The sequence below is a fragment of the Sphingomonas sp. Leaf38 genome, assembly GCF_001421825.1.
Lineage (GTDB): Bacteria > Pseudomonadota > Alphaproteobacteria > Sphingomonadales > Sphingomonadaceae > Sphingomonas.
Genome location: NZ_LMLD01000011.1, coordinates 464,260 through 487,900, shown reverse-complemented (window position 1 = coordinate 487,900; position 23,641 = coordinate 464,260). Strand labels below are relative to the sequence as shown.

Below are 23,641 nucleotides of genomic sequence, written 5' to 3'. Positions count from 1 at the left end.
GGGGGGGGGGGGGGGGGGGGGGGCCATGATCGACGCGCTCCGCCGGGATCGGGAAGGCAAGCCCCTCCCCTAACCCCTCCCGCAAGCGGAAGGGGAATGTATGCCGATCGACGCCACCCAGCCCTATGACGACCAGAACATCTTCGCGAAGATCCTGCGCGGCGAGATCCCCTCCAAGCGCGTCTACGACGACGATTTCGCGATCGCGTTCCATGACATCAATCCGCAGGCGCCGACGCACCTGCTCGTGATCCCCAAGGGCGCCTATGTCTCGTGGGACGACTTTTCCGCGCGCGCGCCCGACGCCGAGATCGCCGGCTTCGTTCGCGCGGTCGGCACCGTTGCGCGCGCCGCGGGGCTGGTCGAGCCGGGGTATCGCCTGCTCGCCAACATCGGCCAGGACGGCCACCAGGAGGTTCCGCACCTGCACGTTCATGTCTTTGGCGGGCGCCCGCTCGGGCCGATGCTGGCGCGATAGCCCGGCTTTCCGCCACTAAAGGATTGCACGTAATAAAATTGCCATTAGGCTCGCTCGCTTGTGCAAGGGGGCCTGCCTGACCCGGCCCTCGCAATCCCCGGGGGTACCGAATTGATTTTTGGTCGCGTAAAGTCGCTGGATGCCATTCTGGCGACGGCAGAGAAAAAGGGTCTGGCGCGAACGCTCAGCGCGTTCCAGCTGACGCTGCTGGGCGTCGGCGCGGTCATCGGCACCGGTATCTTCGTGCTGACGTCCGAGGCCGCGCAGAAGGCCGGGCCGGGCATGCTGCTCAGCTTCGTCGTCGCGGGCTTCGTTTGCGCGGTCGCCGCGCTCTGCTATTCCGAACTCGCCTCGATGGTGCCGGTGTCGGGCTCGGCCTATACCTATACCTATGCGGTCACGGGTGAGCTGCTCGCCTGGATGGTCGGCTGGGCGCTGATCCTCGAATATGCGGTCGGCGCGAGCGCGGTCGCGGTCGGGTGGTCGAACCATCTCGCCGGGCTGCTCGACGGGATCGGCTTCCATATCCCGAGCGGGTTGCGCAACGCCGACGCGCTGATGGCGCACGTCCAGGTCGCGTTCGGCGCGACGCCCAACGCCGATCTGCAGACCGCGATGACGGTCGGCGGCTTCATGAACCTGCCCGCAGTGATCATCATCGCTCTCGTCACGTGGCTGCTGGTCGTCGGGACGACCGAGAGCGCGCGCGTCAACGCGGTGCTGGTGCTGATCAAGATCGCCGCGCTCACCGCGTTCATCGCGCTGACGATTCCGGTGATGAAGGCCGACAACTTCCAGCCCTTCCTGCCCTACGGCGTCGGCAATCCGCTCAGTTCATCGGGTGTCGGCGTGCTCGGCGCCGCGGCGTCGATCTTCTTCGCCTATGTCGGCTTCGATGCGGTGTCGACCGCCGCGGAGGAGACCAAGAACCCGCAGCGCAACGTGCCGATCGGGCTAATCGCCAGCCTCGGCATCTGCACGCTGTTCTACCTGCTCGTCGCCTCGGGCGCGATCGGTGCAATCGGCGCGAACCCGGTCACGAGCGCCGATGGCGGCGTGCTGGCGCCGGGCTCGGCCGAGATGGCGGGGCGCTGCGCCGCGATCGTCGCGTCGGGCGCGATGGAGCCTCTGGTCTGCTCGAAGGAAGCGCTCGTCCATGTGCTGCAGGTCATCAACTGGCCGATCATGGGCCGGCTGGTCGGCCTCGCGGCGGTGCTGGCGCTGCCGTCGGTCGTGCTGATGATGATGTTCGGCCAGACCCGCGTGTTCTTCACGATGGCGCGCGACGGGCTGCTGCCCGCGCGGCTCGCGTCGATCCACCCGAAGTTCCACACGCCGCATGTCGTCACGATCGTCACCGGCATCGCCGCGGCGATTGCGGCGGCGATCCTGCCGGTGGGCAAGCTTGCCGATTATTCGAATGCGGGCACGCTGTTCGCATTCATGATGGTGGCGATCTCGGTGATGGTGCTGCGCAAGACCGATCCCGCTCGCCGCCGCCCGTTCCGCACCCCCGCGGTATGGATCGTCGCGCCCCTCGCGATCATCGGCTGCGTCGGGCTGTATCTGTCGCTGCCGCTGACGGCCAAGCTGGTCCTGCCGGGCTGGGGCGCGATCGGGTTGCTGATCTACTTCCTCTACAGCCGCTCGCGCAGCCATGTCGGGCTGGGGCTCGACGATGGTCCCGATACCGACGACCGCGCGCCGCCGGGAACGCTCTGACGGCGGACGCGAAAAGGGCCCCGGGAAGAAATTCCCGCGGCCCTTTTTTTGTGTCTTCGGCAATCGTCATCCCCGCGAAGGCGGGGATCCATATCCGCAAGGCTTGGCGAGTCGATCGCGAGGCCAGCCATTATGGGTCCCCGCCTTCGCGGGAATGACGGTGTGGTGGGCTTAGCTCAGCCGATGTGCCTGGCCGCCAGCGCCTTCATGTCGACCATTGGGCGCGCGCCGACATGGCTGATGATCTCGGCAGCGCAGATCGCACCGAGCTTCAGCGAGGCGTGCAGGTCGTAGCCCTGCGCCTGGCCGTGAAGGAAGCCCGCCGCGAACAGGTCGCCCGCACCGGTCGTGTCGACGACCTTGGCGATCGGCTCGGCCTTCACTTCGGCGCGCGTACCGTTCTGGAGCGCGCAGGCGCCGTGCTCGCCGCGGGTGACGACCAACGTCGGAACCTGCGCCGAGATCCTCGCGACCGCCGCGTCGAAATCGTCCGTCTCGGCGAGCGCGGCGAGTTCATGCTCATTGGCGAACAGGATATCGATCAGGCCGTCCGACAGCAGCTGGCGGAAATCGCCGCCGTGACGCGAGATGCAGAACACGTCGCTGAGCGTGAACGCGACCTTGCGTCCTGCCCCGCGCGCGCAATCGATCGCGGCGCGCATCGCGGCGCGCGGCTCTTCGGGATCCCAGAGATAGCCTTCGAGATACAGGATCGCGCTGTCGGCGATCATCGCGGTGTCGATCGCCGCGGCGGGGAGGAACTGGCCCGCGCCGAGGAAGGTGTTCATCGTGCGCTGGCCGTCCGGCGTCACGAAGATCAGGCAGCGCCCGGTGGTCGGGTCGCCCGCGCGGACCGGCGTGGCGAACTCGATGCCGATGCTGCGGACGTCGTGCGCGAAGACCTGGCCGAGCTGATCGTCGGCGACCTGGCCGATGAACCCGCATTTGCCGCCGAGCGCGGCGATGCCGGCGACGGTGTTGGCCGCCGAACCGCCCGAAATCTCCATCCCCGGGCCCATCTTGGCATACAGCGCATCGGCTTCCTCGGACGAGAACATCAGCTGCATCGAGCCCTTGGCGACGCCGATCTCCGTGATGAACGCGTCGTCGGCGGTGGCGAGGATGTCGACGATGGCATTGCCAATCGCGACGACGTCGTAGGTGGGGTTGGGCAAGGCGAGACTCCGGGGGTGCGGGAAAACGCTTGCCGTAAATGCCGGGGGGGATTGGTGCAACCGGTGAGGGGGTCCGCCGCTCCGGTCAGGTCTCCGAAGAGCCGCCAGATCCACCTCCCCGGCGGAGGCCGGGGTGGATCATGGTTCGGGGAGCAGCGACGACCGACGGTCTCGCGGTCCCCACGGTTCTCGCCCTTCTGTTCCCTCAGTAACGCGGGGGGATAGGGTCACGCGCAGTGTCCGTGGCTTAGCTGGGCCCCAGCGTCCGCGGGGGAACTGGTGGGCGGCATGAGAAGCCGCGTTGACCTTCCGACCACCGCGCGCCATCCCGGACCCATGCTCCGCGCCCTCCTCCTCTCGCTCGGCCAACTCGCCGATCCGCCGATCCAGCGCGTGTTCGTGAAGTCGATGGTCGTCACGCTGTTCGTCTTCGCGCTGCTCGGCATGGGTACATGGTGGGGCACGCAGGCGGCCCTCGCCGCGTGGCTCGACTGGCGCGCCGACGGACTCGCCGCGGCGTTCGCGCTGTTCGTCACGATCCTCGCCTTGTGGCTGCTGTTCCGCGCGGTCGCGATCGCGGTGGTCGGGATCTTCGCGGACGAGGTCGTCGAAGCGGTCGAAGCGCGGCATTATCCCGCAGCGCTCGAGACCGCCCGCCCCGTCCCGCTCGCGCGCAGCCTCGCAATGGGCCTGCGCTCGGCCGCGCGCGTCGTGCTCGTCAACCTGCTGATGCTGCCCGTCTATGTGGCGCTGCTCGTCACCGGGGTCGGCACGGCGGCGGCGTTCTTCCTCGTCAATGGCTGGCTGCTCGGGCGCGATCTGGGCGACATGGTGGCGGCGCGACACATGGACGCGGCGGCGATGCGGGGCTGGCGTGCGACGACCAGGCCGGGGCGGTTCGTCCTGGGGCTTGCGAACACCGGCCTGTTCGTGGTTCCGATCCTCAACATCGCCGCCCCCGTACTGGGGGCCGCGATGGCGACGCATTATTTCCACGCGCGATATTCCCGCACCCAATCTTCCGGCAACCAATCTTCCAACAAGGGCCGAGCATGACGCGACAGACGACGATAGCGATCGCCTTGGCCCTCGGCGGCGGCCTCGCCGGGTGCGCGGCACCGGTCGCCAGGCCCGCGGTCGGCCGCCCCGCAATCCCCTATACGAGCGTCGGACTCGAGCGCGTGCTGGGCCAGGACGTCGCCGGGCTGACCAAGCTGTTCGGCCAGCCCGACGCCGACGTCCGCGAAGGCAGCGCGCGCAAACTCCAGTTCCAGAGCGGCATCTGCGTGCTCGACGCGTATCTCTACCCCAAGGGATCCGACGCGCCGCGCGTCACTTATCTCGACGCGCGCGAACCCGACGGCAGCACGATCGACCGCGCGAGCTGCGTCGCCGCCCTAACCCGCCGCGAGGGGGGACGGTAATCGCCGTCGCGATCCCTTTTTCGCTGCCTTCTTCCGACCCGCAAATCGTCGCAAAAAATAATTTCTGGCGGCTCTTGAACAGGGTCTCGGCTGAACCATCTTGCCGGCGCCGGACGCGATCTTTCGGTCCGGCGTCACCAGAGGGCACCGGCTCGGTATCCGGTGTTCCTCGTGCTCAGATTGCTCATGAGGAGGATTTGGATATGAGGACCAACTTCGATTTCGCTCCCTATCGCCGGTCGACGGTCGGCTTCGACCGGTTGTTCGATCTGCTCGAGACGACGGCACGGACCGAGGCCCCCGAGGGCTATCCGCCGTTCGACATCGAACGCGAGAGCGAGGACAGCTATCAGATCACGCTGGCCGTCGCGGGCTTTCGCCCCGACGACATCGAGATCGTCGCGCAGAACAACCAGCTGACGGTGACGGGCCGACGCCCGGACGATCGTGACGACAGCCGGTTCCTGCACCGCGGCATCGCGACCCGCGCGTTCGAACGCCGGTTCCAGTTGGCCGACTTCGTTCAAGTCCAGCATGCGAGCTTCGACAATGGGCTTCTCCGCATCGAACTGAAGCGGGAGGTACCGGAGGCCATGAAGCCGCGCCGGATCGAGATCGCGGGCGCCGCCGCCAACGATCGTATCGCGGAAACCAAAAGCGACCGCGACGCCGCATAAGACCCAGCGACGCTGCCGGCACGTCATGCCGGCAGCGTCCAAGCGTTACTGGTCCGGTCGTACGCGGACCGCGTTTCGCTCGGCCGGACTCGTACAGGTTTCTGCCCACGCATCGACGATCACGGGGTCGGTCTCGATCGGCGCCCGCAGGGCCTGCTCCTCCTTGAAACGCACGGCATCCAGCCGTGCCAATGCCCAGATTGCGGCCTCGCGCAGGACCGGGGCATCGTCGGCCAGCAGCTTTACGATCGGCTCGACGAGCATCGGATCGCCGCTGTTGCCCGCCGCGATCAGCGCGTTGCGGATCATCCGGTCGCGGCCGATGCGCTTGATCGGGGAGCCGGCGAAGACTTGGCGGAAGCTCGCGTCGTCGAGCGCAAGGATGTCCGCCAGTTCCGGGGCGACCAGCTCCGCCCGCGGGTGGAAGGCGAGGTTCGCATTCGCCGCGGCGGCGAACTTGTTCCAGGGGCAGACCGCCAGACAGTCGTCGCAGCCATAGATCCGGTTGCCGATCGCGGCGCGGAATTCGTGCGGGATCGGGCCGGCATGTTCGATCGTCAGATAGGAGATGCAGCGGCGCGCATCGAGCTGGAACGGCTTCGGAAAGGCGTCGGTCGGGCACGCGGTCTGGCACGCGTCGCAACTGCCGCAGCTGTCGACGCCGCCCTTGTCGGGCGCCAGGTCGAGCGTGGTGTAGATCGCGCCGAGGAACAGCCAGCTGCCGTGCTCGCGGCTGACGAGATTGGTGTGCTTGCCCTGCCAGCCGAGCCCGGCGGCTTCGGCGAGCGGCTTTTCCATCACCGGCGCCGTGTCGACGAAAACCTTCAGGTCGAAGGGCGGCAGGTCGCGTCCCGCTTCCGCCGCCAGCCAGCGCCCGAGCGCCTTCAACTGGCGCTTCACGACGTCGTGATAGTCGGGGCCCTGCGCGTAAACCGAGATGCGCCCTACCCCGCCCTCGTCCGCCAGCCGCAGCGGATCGTCCTTCGGCGCGTAGCTCATGCCGAGCGCGATCACGCTGCGCACCTCGGGCCACAGGCCGGCGGGGCTTTCGCGGTGGTGCTTGCGCTCCTCCATCCAGATCATGTCGCCGTGGCGGCCGTCGGCAAGCCATCGGTGGAGCCGTTCGCCCGCGCGCGGCGCGGCATCCGCTCGCGCGATTCCGCAGGCGGCAAAACCCAATTCGGCCGCTTTGGCCTTAAGGCGGTGTTCCAGCTTGTCTTGCGCCACGTCCGCCCGCTACCACGCGAGCACCCTCGGGAGGAAGATTGCGCGTGAACGATGAATGGGCGGTCACCGCGAGCGGAATCGTAAAGCGGTTCGGCGACCGGCGTGTGGTCGACGGCGTCGACATGATGGTGCCACGCGGCTCGGTCTACGGCGTGCTCGGGCCCAACGGCGCGGGCAAGACGACGACGCTGCGGATGCTGCTCGGGATCATCGAGCCCGACGAGGGGAGCCGCACACTGCTCGGCTACGACAATCCGCGCGATGCGAGCGACCGGGTCGGCTATCTGCCCGAGGAGCGCGGGCTGTACCCGGCGATGAAGGCGCGCGAGGCGATCGCGTTCCTGGGTGCGCTGCGCGGACTCGATTGGAAGACCGGGCGCGAACGTGCGGTCGTGCTGATGGAGGCCGCCGGGCTCGGCCACGCGGTCGACGAGAAGATCCGCAAGCTGTCGAAGGGCATGGCGCAGCTGGTGCAGCTGCTCGGCTCGGTCGTCCATCGGCCCGATCTGCTGGTGCTCGACGAGCCGTTTTCGGGGCTCGATCCGGTCAATCAGGAGCGGCTCGAGGCGCTGATCCTGGCCGAGCGGGACCGCGGTGCGACGATCCTGTTCTCGACGCATATCATGAGCCATGCCGAGCGGCTGTGCGACCGGCTGGCGATCATCGCCGGCGGCAAACGACGGTTCGAGGGGACGGTGGCGGACGCACGCGGAATATTGCCGCAGCGGGTTCACTACACGCCGCACCGCCCCGACCCGGCGATACGCGCGGTGTTGCCCGCGGACGCGGTGGCGGACGGGGATAGCTGGCGGTTCGAGCTCCCGGGCGAGGGTATCGAGAGCTTGCTCGTGCGGTTGATCGACGCGGGCTACGGGATTTCGGGGCTGTCGATCGAGCGCCCTGGCTTGCACGAAGCATTCGTCCGGATCGTCGGCCAGCACGGCGACGTCGCGAAGGAGGAGGCTGCATGAGCCGTTTTCGCCGGACTCTCCGCCAGACCTTCACGATCGCGCGGCGCGATTTCATCGCCACCGTCTTCACGCCGATCTTCCTGCTGTTCCTGTTCGCGCCGGTGATCATGGGATCGTTCGGCGCGATTGGCGGGTTGGGCGCGGCGAGCGTCAGCGGCGGCGCGCAGGACAAGACGCGGATCGTCGCGATCGTCCCCGCCGCGACCACGCGCCCGATCGCCGACGCCGACACACGGTTACGCGGTATGTTTCGCGACGACGAAGCCCCGCCTGAGCTGACCACCGTCGCGCCCTTGGCCGACCCGGCGGCACAGGCGCGCGCGGCGTTCGAAACCAAGAATATCGACGCATCCGCCGTTCTCTACGGCCCGCTCGATGCGCCGCAGATCCTGTACGGGCCGCGTGGCGCGCGATCGGCGGACTATCTGGCGACGCTCGCGCAGACGACGCTGGCGGCGCAGAAGCTCGGCGGCACGCTGCCGGCGATCGCCGCGACCAAGATGCCGGTTACGCGCTCGACGACGTCGGTCGGCGGCCAGCACCAGTCCGCGTTCTTCGCGGTGTTCGGGATCTTCTTCCTGACGCTGTTCCTCTCGGGCCAGGTCGTCGGGACGATGGCCGAGGAGCGCAACAACAAGGTGATCGAGGTGCTTGCCGCCGCGGTGCCGCTCGAATCGGTGTTCTTCGGCAAGCTGATCGGGATGTTCGGCGTCGCGGTGCTGTTCGTCGCGTTCTGGGGCACCGTCGTCACGCAGATCACGACGCTGATGCCCGCGGGCGCGGCGGCAGCACTGGGCGACCTGACGCCGGCGGTCGGCGGACCGACGTTCGCGCTGTTGTTCGCGGCCTATTTCAGCATGGCGTATCTGCTGCTCGGTTCGGTGTTCCTCGGCGTCGGCGCGCAGGCCTCGACGATGCGCGAGATTCAGATGCTGTCGCTGCCGATCACGATCCTGCAGGTGGCGATGTTCGGACTGTCGTCGGCCGCGGTCGCGCATCCCGGCAGCTGGATCGCAACGGCCGCCGAGCTGTTCCCGCTGTCGTCGCCGTTCGCGATGGCTGGCCGCGCGGCGAATTCGCCCGCGCTGTGGCCGCACCTCGCGGCGCTCGCGTGGCAGGCGTTGTGGGTGACGATCTTCATCACCGTCGGCGCGCGGCTGTTCCGGCGCGGCGTGCTGCAATCGGGGAGCGCACGGCCGTTCTGGCGACGGAAGCCCAAGGCGGCTTAGGGCGGCTCAATCCTCCCCCGCCAGGGGGGGGTGGCACCGAAGATGACGGAGGGGGAGGTAAGCGACCACCAATGCTCCGTGTCCTCCCCCTCCGTCTGGCAAGGGCCAGACACCTCCCCCTGGCGGGGGAGGATCGTGAAAGCCGAATCCGACGGTCCCTATTGACATAGGTGTCAGCAAAGCATTTCCTGTGGCAAAACACGGGAGAGAGACGATGGCGACTCTGGCGAGTGACGTGGCGCAACACGCGGTCGATCCGCTCGATGTGAGTCGTGCCGAACTCTACCGCGACGATCTCTGGCAGGCGCCGTTCGCCCGTCTGCGCGCCGAGTCGCCGGTGCATTATGTCGAGCACTCCGACTACGGGCCGTACTGGTCCGTCTCTACCTACAAGGGGATCGTCGAGGTCGAGTCGCTCCCCGACCTCTATTCGTCCGAGGCGGGCGGCATCACGATCGCCGATTTCGTTGCCGGGCGCGACGTCCAGATGCCGATGTTCATCGCGCGCGATCGGCCCGTCCATACCGGCCAGCGCCGCACCGTCGCGCCCGCCTTCACGCCGAGCGAGATGACCCGGATGTCGGGCGATATCCGAAGCCGCACCGCGGCGATGCTCGACAGCCTGCCGTGGAACACGCGGTTCGACTGGGTCGACACCGTCGCGATCGAACTGACGACGCAGATGCTGGCGATCCTGTTCGACTTTCCGTGGGCGGACCGGCGGAAGCTGACCTTCTGGTCCGACTGGGCGGGTGATATCGAACTGGTGAAGACCGACGAGCTGCGCCAGCAACGCCTCGTCCACATGTTCGAATGCGGCGCGTATTTCAAAACCCTGTGGGACGCGAAGATCGACAAGGACCCGACGCCCGACCTCATTTCGATGATGATCCATTCGGACGCGATGTCTCACATGGATCACAACGAATTCATCGGGAACCTCATCCTGCTGATCGTCGGCGGCAACGACACGACGCGCAATTCGATGTCCGCGCTCGCCTACGGCCTCGACAAGTTTCCCGAGTCGCGCGCCAAGCTGGAGGCGGACCCGGGGCTGATCCCCAATGCGGTGAGCGAGATCCTGCGCTGGCAGACACCGCTCGCGCATATGCGGCGGACCGCGACGGCGGACACCGAACTGATGGGCCAGCAGATCAAGGCAGGCGACAAGCTCGCGCTCTGGTACATTTCGGCGAACCGCGACGAGAGCGTGTTCGGCGAGGATGCGGATTCGATCGTCGTCGATCGCCCCAACGCGCGGCGGCATCTGGCGTTCGGGCACGGCATCCACCGCTGCGTCGGCGCGCGGCTCGCCGAGATGCAGATCGCGATATTGCTCGAGGAGATGGCCATACGCCGCATGCGCGTAAACGTGCTGGAGGAGCCGACCCGCGTGAACGCGTGCTTCGTCCACGGCTACCGCACGCTGCCGGTGGAGATCAGCAAATACTGAGCGTTGGCGTCACCTTATCGGTCGGTTCGCGCGTACCTATATCCGAACCATGGAGACCGATATGACCCAGGACCGCCGCGCTTTTCTCACGCTTGCCGGAGCGGGTGTCGCCGGCTTCGCACTCTGGGGGTGCTCGTCGCAGCCCGCACAGGCGGCCGAGCGGTTCGAGGTGACGCTGACCGACGCGCAGTGGCGCAAGAAGCTGTCGCCGGACGCGTATGACACGCTGCGCAAGGAGGGTACCGAGCGGCCCTATTCGAGCCCGCTCAACGGCGAGCACCGCGCGGGAATCTTCTCGTGCGGCGGATGCGGCCTGCCGAATTTCTCGTCGAAGACCAAGTTCGAGAGCGGGACGGGGTGGCCGAGCTTCTGGCAGCCGATGCCGAACGCGGTTCGGACCCGGGTCGATTCGACGATGGGGATGGCGCGGACCGAGGTGCATTGCCGGCGGTGCGGCGGGCATCTGGGACATGTGTTCGATGATGGGCCGAAGCCGACGGGGAAGCGCTATTGCATGAATGGCGATGCGCTGACGTTCAGGGCTGCTTAAGGACTTTCCGCCCGCGATGGGTGCCGCTTATCGCTAGTGAGCAAGAGCGTGTCTCCCCGCGAAGGCGGGGATCCAGACTGGGCTCCCGCCTTCGCGGGAGAACAAGGGGGCAGGACCGAGCGGCCCGTTTTGCGCTGTAACATCCGCGCGTCTTCGTAGCGGCTTCTGTGCGTCTGCACCTCCCCGGCGAAGGCCGGGGTCCAATTGGGAAACGTCGCTGATCGGCGTTGCGCGCCGTTACCGAAACCTCACCAATTGGGCCCCGGCATTCGCCGGGGGGGGGCTTCTTTAGGGTAGCGTTTGGGCGTCAAACTGTCCGGGGGGGGGATCAGTGCGAGACGTTGGGGCGGTAGCGGGCGCCGGACCAGCCTAGCACCACATCGCCCAGCAGAACCTCAGTTCGCCTCGTTCACCAGCGTGAAGATGCCGCGGGGGTCGGTCGGGCCGTGCTGGATCATGGCAAGCTGCGCGGCGTTGGCGCGCTGCGTTGCGGTGACGGTGCGCGTTGCGCTGGCCATCTGGAACGAGGGCTGCGCAGGCGCGTCGAGCGTGCCGCCGGCCGGGGCATGGCCCGAATAGATGAAGCCCTTGGTCGGATAGGCCGAGGTGCCGAGGCCGCCCTGCGGACCGTACCAGACCTTGACCATGCTCCAGTCGCCGGCGTCGGAGACGTCGACTGCGCGGACGTTGGTCTCGACTGCGCCGGGGCGCGACCAGTTGGCGTGGGTGAGGAGGACTTCGCGGTCGCTGACGACCTTCGAGACCATCGCGACATGGCCGACGCGCATCCGCGAGGTCGGCGAGAAGGCGAGAACCGAACCGGCCTTCGGGGTGTGGCCACGCTCGTAGCGACCCTCGGCCTGGCTCCACCAAGTGTTCGCGTTGCCGCGGATCTCGATGCCCGAAACCGAGCGGGCGAACGTCACGCACTGCCAGAACTGGGCCGCTGCCGGTGTGGCCGTCATCAGGCCGCATGATACTACCAGCGCAAAACGCGCTGCTAACGCCTTGAAATTCATCGAGACCCCCCGGCCAAAACCCGTTTGTCGCAGTCTGGCTACGGGAGGTTCGATTTAATTGAAAGCGCGCCGGGAACCATATCCGACGAAGCGTGTTGCCGCACCGACCAACGCCCATATTCGTCAGGCAGACTGGCTCAGTTCATGAGTTTCCAGCCGGTTATGCGGTCCACGGTGACCTGCGTGACCGCATGATAGCCCGGCCGCGCCTTGCCGTAGATGTCCATCGCGAGCTTATGGCCCCAGTCCCCTGAGTCCATCAGCTGCTGGAACAGCGGCGCGACGAATTTCCGTCGGCCCTGCGAGGTCAGGAACTGCTCGGCCGAGGCGTCGGCGGGCGCGTAATGATTGGCGAGCGCGAGTTGCAGCCAGGCGAAGCGGATCTCGGCATTGCCCGTGCTGTTCCAGCCGAATGCTTCGTCGAGCGCCTTCAGCCGCTCGGCGGGGAGTTTGCGGGGGAGCTGCGACAGGAAGCGCGTGATCTCCTGCGTGGTCGCCTTGCCCGGAACGCCGGACACGGGCCCGCCTGCCGCATAGGCCTTCGCCGCGGCATCGACTGCGGGGAACGCAGCGGACGTGACATGCACCGCGTTTGCCGGGATGCCGGGGCTGTAGACCCAGGTGTCGACGCCGATCGTCTTGGCCTCGGCGGGGGTGAGCAGCTTCGATTTCAGGTCGGCGAGGAAGCCCGCGCTGGTCTGCGGCTGGAAGGCGTGACGGTCGAAATAGCTGCGCAGATACGCATCCCAGCGTGCGCGGCCGACCTGCTTCTCGATCGTGCGGAGGAACGATGCGCCCTTGTCATAGGCAATCTGCGTCATGCCGTCGTCGGGATCGCGCGCCGCGTCGAGATCGAGGTGGAGCTGCGTGTCCTTCGCGGCCGGACCGCCGGCCTCCTTCACCGCGGCCATCATGTCGGTCCAGGCGAGATCGGCCTCCATGTCCGCGCGCCGCTTGCCGTACAGCGCCTCCATGATCCGGTTCTCGAAATAGCTGGTGAAGCCCTCGTTGAGCCAGAAATCGTCCCACGTCGCGTTGGTCACGAGATTACCCGACCAGCTGTGCGCGAGTTCGTGCGCGATCAGCGACACGAGGCTGCGGTCACCCGCGATCGCGGTCGGCGTGGCGAAGGTCAGCGTCGGGTTCTCCATGCCGCCGAACGGGAACGACGGCGGCAGGACCAGCACGTCGTAGCGGCCCCAGCGATACGGGCCGTACAGCCCTTCCGCGGCGGCGACGAACTTCTCGAGCTCGCCGAATTCATACGCCGCCTTGGGGAGCGTGGCGGGCTCCGCCCAGATGCCGGTGCGCGGGCCGGTCGACTTGAACGCGATATCGCCGACCGCGAGCGCGATCAGGTAGGGCGCGACGGGCTTGTCCATCTTGTACTGGAAGGTGCAGCGATCGGCGGCGCAGCTCGGCTTGCCGGTCGCGAGACCGCTCATGACTACGGTGAGCTGCTTGGGGACCGCGATCTTCGCCTCCCAGGTCTGGCGGATGCCGGGCGAATCCTGAGTCGGGATCCAGCTGCGGTTGAGGATCGCCTCGCCCTGGCTGAACAGGAAGGGCTGCTTCTTGCCCGCGGTCTGCGCCGGGGTGAGCCATTGCAGGGCCTTGGCGTCGGGGGACGAGGCGTAGGCGATGCGAATCTTTTTGGCGCCGTTCAGCGTGACGGTCAGCGGCGCGCCGTGGATCTTGTCGACCGCACCGACTTCGTAGGCGAGCGGTTTGCCGTTGGCGTCGGTGATGTTGACGATCTTCAGCCCGTTATCGTCGAGCACGAGCTTCGCGCCCGGTTTGGCCAGGATGTCGAGCGTCGCGATCCCGCGGATGACGTGCGTGTCGAAATCGGCGGCGAGATCTAGCGCGACGTGCGTGACGCGCGCCTCGGCGGGGCGAGCGTAGCTGTGCGGATCGCGCGCGTCGGGGGTGGTGAGGATCGGCGCGATCGTCTGTGCCACGGCGGGGGATGCAAGGACGAGCGTCAGGGCGGTGGCTAAAACGGGTGCGATACGCATGAAAACTCCGATGTCACCGTTCCCCGGCGGAGGCCGGGGCCCAGTTGGATAGGCCTTCGTAATGGCGCGCTAGCGGATCAACAACCGTCCCCCGACTGGGCCCGGCCTCCGCCGGGGAACGGCTAAAGTCATACCTACCGAACCGGGTCGGCCAGCCGCGCCAGCCGCGCCAGCCGTGCCTCATGCTCCACGCGCCCGAACGGAAAGCGGGAGAAGAAATACGCCGAGACGCAGGCGAGCACGACGTACAGCCCGGCATAGATCAGCGTCAGCCGGTCGATTGTCGAGACCGGCACTGTCCCCGGTGTCGCCTTGGCCGGGAAGCCCGCGATCGCCAGGATCATCCCGGCGAAGAAGATGCCGATCCCGCTCGTGCATTTCTGGACGAAGAACGAGCCCGCGAAGAACACGCCTTCGGACCGCCGCCCGGTCTTCGCCTCCGAATCCTCGACCACGTCGGCCATCATCGACGCGCCGAGGATGAACCCGGTGACGTTCGACGCGGTGCCGAGGATGAACAGCCCGAACAGCATCGGCAGCAGCGCGCGGTCGCCGACCTCGGGGAATACGCCGAGCATCCGCAACCAATAGGGCGCAGTGTTGAGCGCGGCGCCGAGCAGCACCGCGGCGAGCGCGACCCGGGGCTTGCTCCCCGCCCTGCCCAGCCGAGGCGCAGCGAGGAACGCGAGGAACACGCCCGAGAACAGCGCGAGGGTCAGGTAGACGAACACCGGCCCCTTGAAGCCCCAGACATAGGTGTAGAGATAATTCGACATCGCATAGCTGATGCCCTGGATCGTGTACGCGCAGACGCCCGCCGCCATCAGGATGGCGAACGCGCGGTTCTTCACGGTCTGGCGGAGTTCGGCGAAGGACTCGCGGAGGGTCTGCCGGGCGATCGGCGGGTTGGGGAGATGCCTGATCTCGTGGTGCGTGCCGAGCGCGGAGACGAGGATCGCGACGCCGATCGCGACCGCCCCCGCCAGCGCGAACTCGGCATAGCCCGCGCGGTTGAGCAGGCCGTTCGGGAACGCCGCGGTGGGGCTGAGGAAATACTGGTACGCCGACAGCAGCATCAGCAACCCGCCGACCCAGCCGAACAGATAGCGATACGCCATGATCCGCGTCCGCTCGTCGTAACCCGAGGTCAGCTCGGGGGTCAGCGCGACCGACGGTACCTCGTAGCAACTCACCGCGCTGCGCACGAGCACCGCCATCGCGAACAGCCAGACAAGCGACTGCGGCTGCGAGAGCATCACCGGCGGATTCCACAGCAACAGCCAGCCGATCATGATCGGCAGCGCCGACGCATACATCCAAGGGTGCCGCCGCCCCCACCGCGTCCGAGTCCGATCGGAGAAGAACCCGACCGCGGGATCGACAAACGCATCGATCAGCAGCGCCATCATGATGACGAGGCCGACGGTGGCGGAGGGAAGCCCGACGACCTGGTTGTAGAACAGCAGTAGGAACGTGCCGAACCCCGAATCCTTCACCCCGTACGCCACCGCGCCAAAGCCATAGCTCGCCATCGTCGCGGTCGACAGCCGCCGGGCCGGGGCAGTCATAAAGAGGCGGTCATTTCAGGCTGTCGAGGATCGAGAACAGCGACGGTTGCGCGGGGTCCCAGCTCGGCCGCGTGCCGATCGTCATGCCGCCATCGACCAGGATGTGCGTGCCGGTGATGAAGCTCGCATCGTCGCTGGCGAGGAACGCGACCGCCGCGGCGATATCGTCGCCGGTCCCGGGCCGGCGGATCGGCTGCGCGTCGGCGGCGATGTGCGCGATCATCGCATCGGCCTTGCTGGTCTTCGCCGCGTCGAGTTCGAGCATCCGCGTGAAGATATTGGTGACGATGAAGCCGGGGACGACCGCGTTGACGCGGATCGCGTGGCGCGCGAGATCGGCGGCGGCCTGCTTGGTCAGGTGGAGCACCCCGGCCTTGGCGGTGGAGTAGGCGGTCGGCGCATAGCCGGTGCCGAGCGCGGAGACCGAGGAGGTGTTGACGATCGCGCCGCCGCCGCGTTTCGCCATCAGCGGCGCGGCGTAGCGGATGCCGAGCGCGACCGAGCGGAGGAGGAGCGCCTGCGTGCGGTCCCAGTCCTCGGGCGAAATCTCGCCAATCGGATCGCGCGATCCGCCCGCGCCGGCATTGTTGAACAGGATGTCGAGCCCGCCTGCATCGTCGGCGGCCTGCATCAGCGCCTCGATATCGCCCGCTTGCAGCACGTCGGTACGCTGGAACTGGATGCGGCCACCGGATTCATCGGCGAGCGCGCCGCCCCCGGCCTCATCGATGTCGCCGATCAGCACGCTCGCGCCCTCATCGGCGAGCCGCAGCGCGGTCGCCCGGCCGATCCCCGATGCGCCGCCCGTCACGACCGCCCGCTTGCCTGAAAACCGCACCCACTCTCTCCTGTTTTGGCGAGCATAGTACGGCCTCCACCCTCGTCAATATGCGCGGCTTCGAATAACGGGTTTGCAGGAACGCCGCCGCGGCGATACCAAGCGGGCAAACATTCGGAGGATGCGTCATGGATACCACCACCCTGTTCCGGCTCGACGGCCGCGTCGCGCTGATCACCGGCGGCAGCCGCGGGATCGGCAAGATGATTGCCGCGGGCTTCGTCGCGCAAGGGGCCAAGGTCTATATCTCGTCGCGCAAGGCCGCGGCGTGCGAGGAGACCGCCGCCGAACTCGGGCCGAACTGCATCGCGCTGCCGCAGGACGTCTCGACGGTGGCCGGGTGCAAGGCGTTGGCCGAGCAGTTCGCCGAGCATGAGTCGAAGCTTGATATCCTAGTGAACAACGCCGGAGCGGCCTGGGGTGTGCCGTTCGAGGAGTTTTCGGAAGTCGGCTGGGACAAGGTCATGGACCTCAACGTCAAGTCGCCCTTCTTCCTCACGCAGGCGCTGCACGCCGCCTTGAAGGCGTCGGGCTCGCGCGAACGGCCGGCCAAGGTGATCAACATCACCTCGATCGATGGCCAGCGGCTCAACCCGTGGGAGACGTACAGTTATCACGCGTCGAAATCGGCGCTGATCTATCTGACCAAGCGGATGGCGGCGCGGCTGGTGACGGACTCGATCAACGTCACCTCGATCGCGCCGGGCGCGTTTGCGAGCGACATGAACAAGGCCGCGCGGGACCACGGCGATGCGGTGGCGGAAGGAATTCCGGCGAAGCGCGTCGGCGTCGACGAGGATATGGCGGGCGCGGCGATCTATCTCGCCAGCCGCGCCGGGGATTACGTGATCGGCGAGACGATCACGGTCGATGGCGGGCTGGTGCACGCGTCGCTGGGGACGAGCATCGACGCGTGACGGGCACACTTAACGCGGCGCCGTTCAACCCGGCGGCGACGGCTGAGACAGGGGGGCGATGGTGGATTCGGTAGAGGCGGGCTGCGTTTTCCCGTCCGGAGTCACCGCCGGTGCGCCGGGCGCCCCTGCCGGGGCAGTGCTCACGTTCGCTGTCGTAACGGGACGTTCCGACGGTCGTTGTTCCTCGGCACGTTTTTTCTCGATGTCCGCTGTTTTCGTGGCGATCGAGTCGTTCAACAGGTCCTTCATCCCCAGGAACGAACACAGCCCGGCATAGCGGATAACCTTGGACTCTGCGGCGAAGAACGTTCTTGGCGGCAGCTTCTCGTTTTGCAGCTTCATGCTGTCCTGCGCCGCCAGGACCAGACGCCGCATCTTGGCAAGATCCGCATCAACCATGAAGCTCTCGTCGTAATTCCGGAAGCTGGCGTTAAGGGCGTTGAACCCTACCGTCGATGCAGTAAGCGCCGCACTGCCCGCCTTGACAAGGTTCAACGCGCCGGCGACGAGCGTGCTGGTGTCGGTCGCCAGGCCCTTGCCGAACTGTCGCTTGCGCGCAGACAGATTCACCGACCGGAAGAACTCGTCACAATACACGTCGGACAGGGTCGTACCGGCATCCATGAAGCGCAACACGAGCTGCTGCTGGCCTTTCTGCTCTGTCGTCAGCAGCGTAGTGTAATCGGACTGTCGGAATGCGGCTAGCTTGTCGACAATTTTCTGACAGTTCGCGGCCGAAACTGGCCCATCGTTGCCGGACGACTTTTTCCTGGCGGCTTTTGTCGCAGCGTCCTTTGCCCCGGCATCACCATGGCATTCATACGCCTGCCGCATCTCTGCGATAAGCATCCGCTTCTCGTCTTTTGTTTCGGTGGGATCCGCCGATAACTTCGTGCGTAAGGACTCAGGTACCGAGCAACCGCTCAGCGCGACGACACAGGCTACCCCCAAATATTTTGTCATTACCCCCCCTTCAACATCGGCAGAACGCGACGCAACGACACTGGAGAGACTACAGGACGGAGCCGTTTATTCTGTCACGGTGAATACACCATGCGCCATTATCGCGACGCAATGTCTTTCGGGATCAAAATGGAGGGATAGAGGAGCGGGCTGCCGGAAGCCCGACTTACCGCGCGATTCCTCCCGCAGCTAAGACCGCCAGCGTCACCAGTTCGCTCGCAGTCGAGGTCATCGGCGCGACCTGGACGGGCTTTTCCATGCCGATCAGCATCGGGCCGATGACCGAGTCGCCCCCCAGCTCGCGCAAGAGCTTGGCCGAAATATGCGCGGACTGGAGCCCCGGCATGATCAGCACGTTCGCCGGGCCCGACAGCCGCGCGAACGGATAGTTCGCCAGCTGTTTCGGGTTGAGCGCCACGTCCGGCGCCATCTCGCCCTCATATTCGAACCCGACCTGTCGCCCGTCGAGCACCGTCACCGCATCGCGGATATTGTCGAGCCATTCGCCCTTCGGGTTGCCGAAGTTCGAATAGCTGAGGAACGCGACGCGCGGCTCATGCCCCATCCGCCGCGCGACCGCGGCGGTCTGTTCGGCGAAGTCGGCGAGTTGCTCGGCGGTCGGGCGCTCGTTGACCGTCGTGTCGGCGATGAACACCGTGTGGCTCTGTCCGACGAGCAGGTGGATGCCGAACGGCGTCTTGCCCGCGAGCGGATCGATCACACGGCGGATCTGGCGCATCGTCTCGCCGTATGTCCGCGTGATGCCGGTGATCATCGCGTCGCCCTCGCCGAGCTGGAGCAGCAGCGCGCCGAAGATGTTGCGGTCCTGGTTGACCATCCGCTCGCAATCGCGGCGCAGATAGCCGCGCCGCTGGAGCCGCGAATACAGGAAGTCGACCATCTTGGGCACCAGCGGCGAGACGCGGCTGTTGTGCAGCTCGAAGCTCTCAGGGTCGGTCACGCCCAGCGCGCGCAACCGCTCGGGCACGTCGTCGCGACCGACCAGCACCGGCGTGCCATAGCCGCCTTCCTTGAACGCGATCGCCGCGCGCAGCACGACCTCCTCTTCGCCTTCCGCGAAGATCACGCGCTTGGGATGCGCGCGCGCGCCCTCATACGCCATCGACAGCACCGAGGTGGTCGGGTTGAGCCGCGCTCTCAAGGAATGGCGATAGGCTTCGATGTCGAGGATCGGCTTGGTCGCGACGCCAGACGCCATCGCCGCCTTGGCGACCGCGACGGGGACGACCTCCATCAGCCGCGGATCGAACGGCGCGGGGATGATGTAGGTCGGGCCGAAGCTGTGACGGACGCCGTACGCCGCGGCGACTTCCTCGGGGACGCGTTCGCGCGCGAGTTCGGCGATCGCGTTGGCGGCGGCGATCTTCATCGCATCGTTGATCCCCGTCGCGCGCACGTCGAGCGCACCGCGGAAGATGAACGGGAAACCCAGCACGTTGTTGACCTGGTTCGGATAATCCGAACGGCCGGTCGCGACGATCGCGTCGGGACGCGCGGCCATCGCCAGCTCGGGGCGGATCTCCGGCTCGGGATTGGCCATCGCGAAGATGATCGGCGCGGGCGCCATGTCCTTGACCATCTCGGGCGTCAGCGAGCCTGCCGCCGACAGCCCGAGGAACACGTCGGCGCCGACCAGCGCCTCCGTCAGCGTGCGCGTCTCGGTGATCGCGGCGTGCGCGGACTTCCACTGGTCGACGCCTTCGCGGCCCTGGTAGATCACGCCCTTGCGGTCGCACAGGATGACGTTGTCGCCGCGCACGCCCATCGCCTTGACGAGCTCGGTGCACGCGATCGCCGCCGCACCCGCGCCGTTGACGACGATCTTCACCTCGGAGAGCTTGCGGCCCGTCAGCAGGCACGCGTTGATCAGCCCCGCGGCGGTGATGATCGCCGTGCCGTGCTGGTCGTCATGGAAGACCGGGATGTTCATGCGTTCGCGCAACGCCTGCTCGATGATGAAGCATTCGGGCGCCTTGATGTCCTCGAGGTTGATGCCGCCGAACGTCGGCTCCATCAGCTCGACCGCGTCGATGAAGCGGTTCACGTCTTCGGTCTTCAGCTCGATATCGATCGCGTCGACATCGGCGAAGCGCTTGAAGAGTACCGCCTTGCCTTCCATCACCGGCTTGCTGGCGAGCGGGCCGAGATTGCCCATGCCGAGGATCGCGGTGCCGTTCGAGATCACCGCAACGAGGTTTCCCTTGGCGGTATAGTCATAGACGGTCGCGGGGTCGTCGTAGATCGCCTGCACGGGCACCGCGACGCCGGGCGAATAGGCGAGCGCGAGGTCGCGCTGCGTCGCCATCGGCTTCGACGCGATGATCTCGATCTTCCCCGGCCGGCCTTCCGAATGGAACAGCAGCGCTTCGCGTTCGGAGAATTGGAGCGTTTCGTCGGACATGGCGGGGCCTCGCGGGGGGATCGTTAGGTTTGGAGGACCTTCTAGGCAGGTGGCCGGCGTTCGTCACCCCGGACACTTGCCCCAGGGCTTGGAGCTAACCACCACCCCGGCGAAGGCCGGGGCCCGAGTGGGAAGGCTGAAGTAAGGACGGACCGTCCTTTGTTACCGCCGTCCCCCATTTGGGCCCCGGCCTTCGCCGGGGTGGTTGTGATAAGCGGGGGTGGTGCGGATGAGGGCGGTTGGGGTGCGCAGCCGAGCCTCACGCCCCCTCACCCTCCCACGCTGCGCGCGGGCCCCTCCCTCTCCCCGAGGGGAGAGGGGTTTTACGGGGCGCGGCTTTTCGCTACCCGCACCGTGATGTCGCACCCCGCCCCTACCCCCATGATGACGCAGTATCTCGGCTTGAAAGCGGAGGCGCAGGACTGTTTGCTGTTCTACCGCATGGGCGATTTCTTCGAGCTGTTCATGGACGACGCGCGGACCGCCGCCGCGGTGCTCGACATCGCGCTGACCGCGCGCGGCGAGCATGAGGGCAAGCCGATCCCGATGTGCGGCGTCCCCGTCCATGCCGCGACCGTCTATCTGCAACGCCTGATCAAGGCGGGCCACCGCGTTGCGATCGCCGAGCAGGTCGAGAGCCCCGCCGAGGCCAAGGCACGCGGCGGCTCCAAGGCGCTCGTCGCGCGCGCGATCGTCCGCGTCGTCACCGCCGGCACGCTGACCGAGGAGGCACTACTCGACGCCCGCAGCGACAATTGGTGCGTCGCGATCGGCGAGGTCGGCGGCGGCGTCGCGATCGCCGCCGCCGACGTCTCGACCGGCCGGTTCGAAATCGTCGAGGTCGCCCCCGACGCGGTCGACGCCGAACTCGCGCGGCTCGGCGCGGCCGAAGTCGTCGCCGCGGAGGCGAGCGTGTTCGCGGAGGCCGCCACCACGCTCCGGCCCAAGCTCGACTTCGACAGCGCCGCGGGCGAGGCGCGGCTGAAGCGGCTCTACGGCGTCGCGACGCTCGACGGGTTCGGCCAGTTCGGCCGCGCCTCCCTCGCCGCGGCGGGCGGACTGGTCGCGTATCTCGAGCATAACGCCAAGGGCACGATGCCCTTCCTGCGGCCGCCGCGGATCGGCCGCGCGGCGGAGACGATGGCGATCGACGCGGCCACGCGCGAGAGCCTCGAACTCACCTGCACCACCGGCGGCGTCCGCAAGGGCAGCCTGCTCGACGCGGTCGACCGCACCGTCACGGGTGCAGGCGCGCGGTTGCTGGGGGCCGATCTCGGCGCGCCGCTGATGGACGCAGGCGCAATCGATGCGCGGCTCGATCTCGTCCGGCTGTTCCATGACGACCAGGTCGCGCGCGAGCGGTTGCGCGCGACGCTGCGCGCGCTCCCCGATATCGGCCGCGCGCTCGGCCGGCTCGCGGCGGGGCGCGGTGGTCCGCGCGATCTCGGCCAGTTGCGCGACGGGCTCGACGGCGCGTGGAGCCTTGGCGAGCGGCTCGACGGGATCGACACGCCGCCGCCGCTGCTGCGCGACATCGCGCCGCGGCTGCGCGGGCACGGCGCGCTGATCGACCTGCTCAAGCGCGCATTGGTGCCGTCGCCCCCGATCGAATCGTCTGACGGGGGATATATCGCGGCGGGCTATGACGCCGCGCTCGACGACCTGCGCGATGCGGGCGCGGGCGGCCGGCGCGCGATCGCCGCGCTGGAGGCGGAGTTCCGCACCACCACCGGCGTCACCGCGCTGAAAATCCGCCACAACGGCGTGCTCGGCTATCATGTCGAAGTGCCCGCGCGCGCCGCCGACCCGCTGATGAAGCCCGAGAGCGGCTTCACGCATCGCCAGACGCTGGCCGGTGTCGTGCGGTTCAACACGCCCGCGCTGCACGAGGTCGCGGCGAAGGTGTCACAGTCGGGCGCGCACGCGCTGGCGGCCGAGGTCGCGCATCTCGAGGAGTTGACCGCGCAGGCGCTGGCGGGGCGCGAGGCGATCGCCGCGACCGCCGATGCGCTCGCGCGGCTCGACGTCGCGGCGGGCCTTGCCGAACGCGCGGCGGAAGGCGCCTGGGCGCGGCCGTCGCTGGTCGATCACGCGTGCTTCGAGATCGAGGGCGGGCGGCACCCGGTGGTCGAGGCGGCGGTCGCGAAATCGGGCGACCGGTTCGTCGCGAACGACTGCAACCTGTCCGAAAGCTCGCGGCTATGGCTCGTCACCGGCCCGAACATGGGCGGTAAATCGACCTTCCTGCGCCAGAACGCGCTGATCGCGGTGCTGGCACAGGCCGGCTCCTACGTGCCCGCGACCAAGGCGACGCTCGGGCTGGTCGATCGGCTGTTTAGCCGCGTCGGCGCGTCGGACAATCTCGCGCGCGGCCGATCGACCTTCATGGTCGAGATGGTCGAGACCGCGGCGATCCTCGCGCAGGCAACGCCGCGCTCGTTCGTGATCCTCGACGAGGTCGGGCGCGGCACCTCGACCTATGACGGGCTCGCGATCGCCTGGGCGGTGGTCGAGGCGATCCATGAGGACAACCGGTGCAGGTGTCTGTTCGCGACGCATTATCACGAGCTGACGCGGCTTGCCGAACGCTGCGAGGCGCTGTCGCTCCACCATGTCCGCGCGCGCGAGTGGAAGGGCGAGCTGGTGTTGCTCCACGAGCTCGCCGACGGGCCGGCGGATCGCAGCTACGGCCTCGCGGTCGCGCGGCTCGCGGGCATGTCGCCGGCGACGGTGGCGCGCGCGAAGGCGGTGCTGGCCAAGCTCGAGGCGGGCCGCGCGAAGACCGGCGGGATCGCGGCGGGATTGGACGACCTGCCGCTGTTCGCCGCCGCGGCGCAGGTCGAGGAGGTCGCCTGCGACGTGCTGCGCGAGGATCTGGCGAAACTCGACATCGACGCGATGAGCCCGCGTGATGCACTGGACGCGCTGTACCGGTTGAAGGCGCTCGCCAGCGAGGGGTGACGCATCTGCCATCCCCAATCCTCCCCCGC

19 protein-coding genes are annotated in these 23,641 nt (G+C 67.5%); 11 read left to right on the top strand and 8 right to left on the bottom strand.

The features are described from left to right. Positions 1-100: 100 nt before the first annotated feature. Both ASE88_RS09610 and ASE88_RS09605 read left to right on the top strand, forming a co-directional pair. Positions 101-478 (top strand): histidine triad nucleotide-binding protein, encoded by a 378-nt coding sequence (locus ASE88_RS09610; RefSeq protein WP_056477765.1) that lies wholly within the window; start codon positions 101-103, stop codon positions 476-478. Positions 479-589: 111 nt separating this feature from the next. Next, entirely contained in the window at positions 590-2,200 is a 1,611-nt protein-coding gene (locus tag ASE88_RS09605; protein WP_056477763.1) for an amino acid permease, read from the top strand. 176 nt (positions 2,201-2,376) lie between these two features. Here ASE88_RS09605 and ASE88_RS09600 read toward each other — a convergent pair whose 3' ends face one another. Then, positions 2,377-3,375, bottom strand: a complete 999-nt coding sequence (locus ASE88_RS09600; protein WP_056477761.1) for an adenosine kinase — start codon at positions 3,373-3,375, stop codon at positions 2,377-2,379. A 336-nt stretch (positions 3,376-3,711) separates the two neighbouring features. Between ASE88_RS09600 and ASE88_RS09595 the strand changes: the two genes are divergently transcribed. From ASE88_RS09595 to ASE88_RS09585, 3 genes are all read left to right on the top strand, one after another. Further along, entirely contained in the window at positions 3,712-4,431 is a 720-nt protein-coding gene (locus ASE88_RS09595) for an EI24 domain-containing protein (protein ID WP_056477759.1), read from the top strand. Further along, positions 4,428-4,799 carry a hypothetical protein gene (locus tag ASE88_RS09590; protein ID WP_055873952.1) on the top strand — a complete coding sequence of 124 codons (372 nt, stop codon included), beginning with the start codon at positions 4,428-4,430 and terminating at the stop codon, positions 4,797-4,799. Before ASE88_RS09595 ends, ASE88_RS09590 begins: the two co-directional genes overlap by 4 nt. Before the next feature lie 203 nt (positions 4,800-5,002). After that, entirely contained in the window at positions 5,003-5,476 is a 474-nt protein-coding gene (locus tag ASE88_RS09585; protein ID WP_056477757.1) for an Hsp20 family protein, read from the top strand. Positions 5,477-5,521: 45 nt separating this feature from the next. Here the strand turns inward: ASE88_RS09585 and queG are convergent, their stop codons facing one another. Then, positions 5,522-6,703, bottom strand: a complete 1,182-nt coding sequence (gene queG, locus ASE88_RS09580; RefSeq protein WP_056477756.1) for a tRNA epoxyqueuosine(34) reductase QueG — start codon at positions 6,701-6,703, stop codon at positions 5,522-5,524. A gap of 44 nt (positions 6,704-6,747) precedes the next feature. Between queG and ASE88_RS09575 the strand changes: the two genes are divergently transcribed. The 4 genes from ASE88_RS09575 (at position 6,748) to msrB (ending at position 10,906) form a co-directional block, all read left to right on the top strand. Then, positions 6,748-7,674: an ABC transporter ATP-binding protein gene (locus ASE88_RS09575; protein ID WP_156356999.1), complete on the top strand. Its 927-nt coding sequence runs from the start codon at positions 6,748-6,750 to the stop codon at positions 7,672-7,674. Continuing rightward, a complete protein-coding gene (locus tag ASE88_RS09570; protein WP_056477752.1) occupies positions 7,671-8,903 on the top strand; it encodes an ABC transporter permease in 1,233 nt (410 codons plus the stop codon). The genes ASE88_RS09575 and ASE88_RS09570 overlap by 4 nt, the downstream gene beginning before the upstream one ends. Before the next feature lie 214 nt (positions 8,904-9,117). After that, positions 9,118-10,356, top strand: coding sequence for a cytochrome P450 (locus tag ASE88_RS09565; protein ID WP_056477751.1), 1,239 nt, complete (start codon positions 9,118-9,120; stop codon positions 10,354-10,356). Between the two features lie 49 nt (positions 10,357-10,405). After that, on the top strand, positions 10,406-10,906 hold the full coding sequence (gene msrB, locus ASE88_RS09560) for a peptide-methionine (R)-S-oxide reductase MsrB (protein WP_200910196.1): 501 nt from the start codon (positions 10,406-10,408) through the stop codon (positions 10,904-10,906). A 395-nt stretch (positions 10,907-11,301) separates the two neighbouring features. On the opposite strand, the gene ASE88_RS09555 is transcribed toward msrB, so the two are convergent. The 4 genes from ASE88_RS09555 to ASE88_RS09540 form a co-directional block, all read right to left on the bottom strand. Next, a complete protein-coding gene (locus ASE88_RS09555) occupies positions 11,302-11,925 on the bottom strand; it encodes a CHAP domain-containing protein (RefSeq protein WP_082466451.1) in 624 nt (207 codons plus the stop codon). A gap of 137 nt (positions 11,926-12,062) precedes the next feature. Further along, positions 12,063-13,943, bottom strand: a complete 1,881-nt coding sequence (locus ASE88_RS09550) for a M1 family metallopeptidase (protein WP_056477750.1) — start codon at positions 13,941-13,943, stop codon at positions 12,063-12,065. A 134-nt stretch (positions 13,944-14,077) separates the two neighbouring features. After that, a complete protein-coding gene (locus ASE88_RS09545; RefSeq protein WP_235527894.1) occupies positions 14,078-15,511 on the bottom strand; it encodes an MFS transporter in 1,434 nt (477 codons plus the stop codon). Between the two features lie 10 nt (positions 15,512-15,521). Further along, the gene (locus tag ASE88_RS09540; RefSeq protein WP_056477748.1) at positions 15,522-16,349 is read right to left on the bottom strand and encodes an SDR family NAD(P)-dependent oxidoreductase; all 828 of its coding nucleotides are present in this window, start codon (positions 16,347-16,349) and stop codon (positions 15,522-15,524) included. A gap of 128 nt (positions 16,350-16,477) precedes the next feature. Here ASE88_RS09540 and ASE88_RS09535 point away from each other — a divergent pair, with 128 nt between their 5' ends. Further along, on the top strand, positions 16,478-17,266 hold the full coding sequence (locus tag ASE88_RS09535; RefSeq protein ID WP_055873972.1) for an SDR family oxidoreductase: 789 nt from the start codon (positions 16,478-16,480) through the stop codon (positions 17,264-17,266). A gap of 24 nt (positions 17,267-17,290) precedes the next feature. Here the strand turns inward: ASE88_RS09535 and ASE88_RS09530 are convergent, their stop codons facing one another. Together ASE88_RS09530 and ASE88_RS09525 are read right to left on the bottom strand one after the other, a co-directional pair. Continuing rightward, the gene (locus ASE88_RS09530; RefSeq protein WP_156356997.1) at positions 17,291-18,229 is read right to left on the bottom strand and encodes a hypothetical protein; all 939 of its coding nucleotides are present in this window, start codon (positions 18,227-18,229) and stop codon (positions 17,291-17,293) included. 166 nt (positions 18,230-18,395) lie between these two features. Next, positions 18,396-20,651, bottom strand: coding sequence for an NADP-dependent malic enzyme (locus ASE88_RS09525; RefSeq protein WP_056477744.1), 2,256 nt, complete (start codon positions 20,649-20,651; stop codon positions 18,396-18,398). Between the two features lie 381 nt (positions 20,652-21,032). On the opposite strand from ASE88_RS09525, the gene mutS reads away from it, so the two are divergent. Further along, entirely contained in the window at positions 21,033-23,612 is a 2,580-nt protein-coding gene (mutS, locus tag ASE88_RS09520; protein ID WP_056477742.1) for a DNA mismatch repair protein MutS, read from the top strand. Positions 23,613-23,641: the final 29 nt, after the last annotated feature.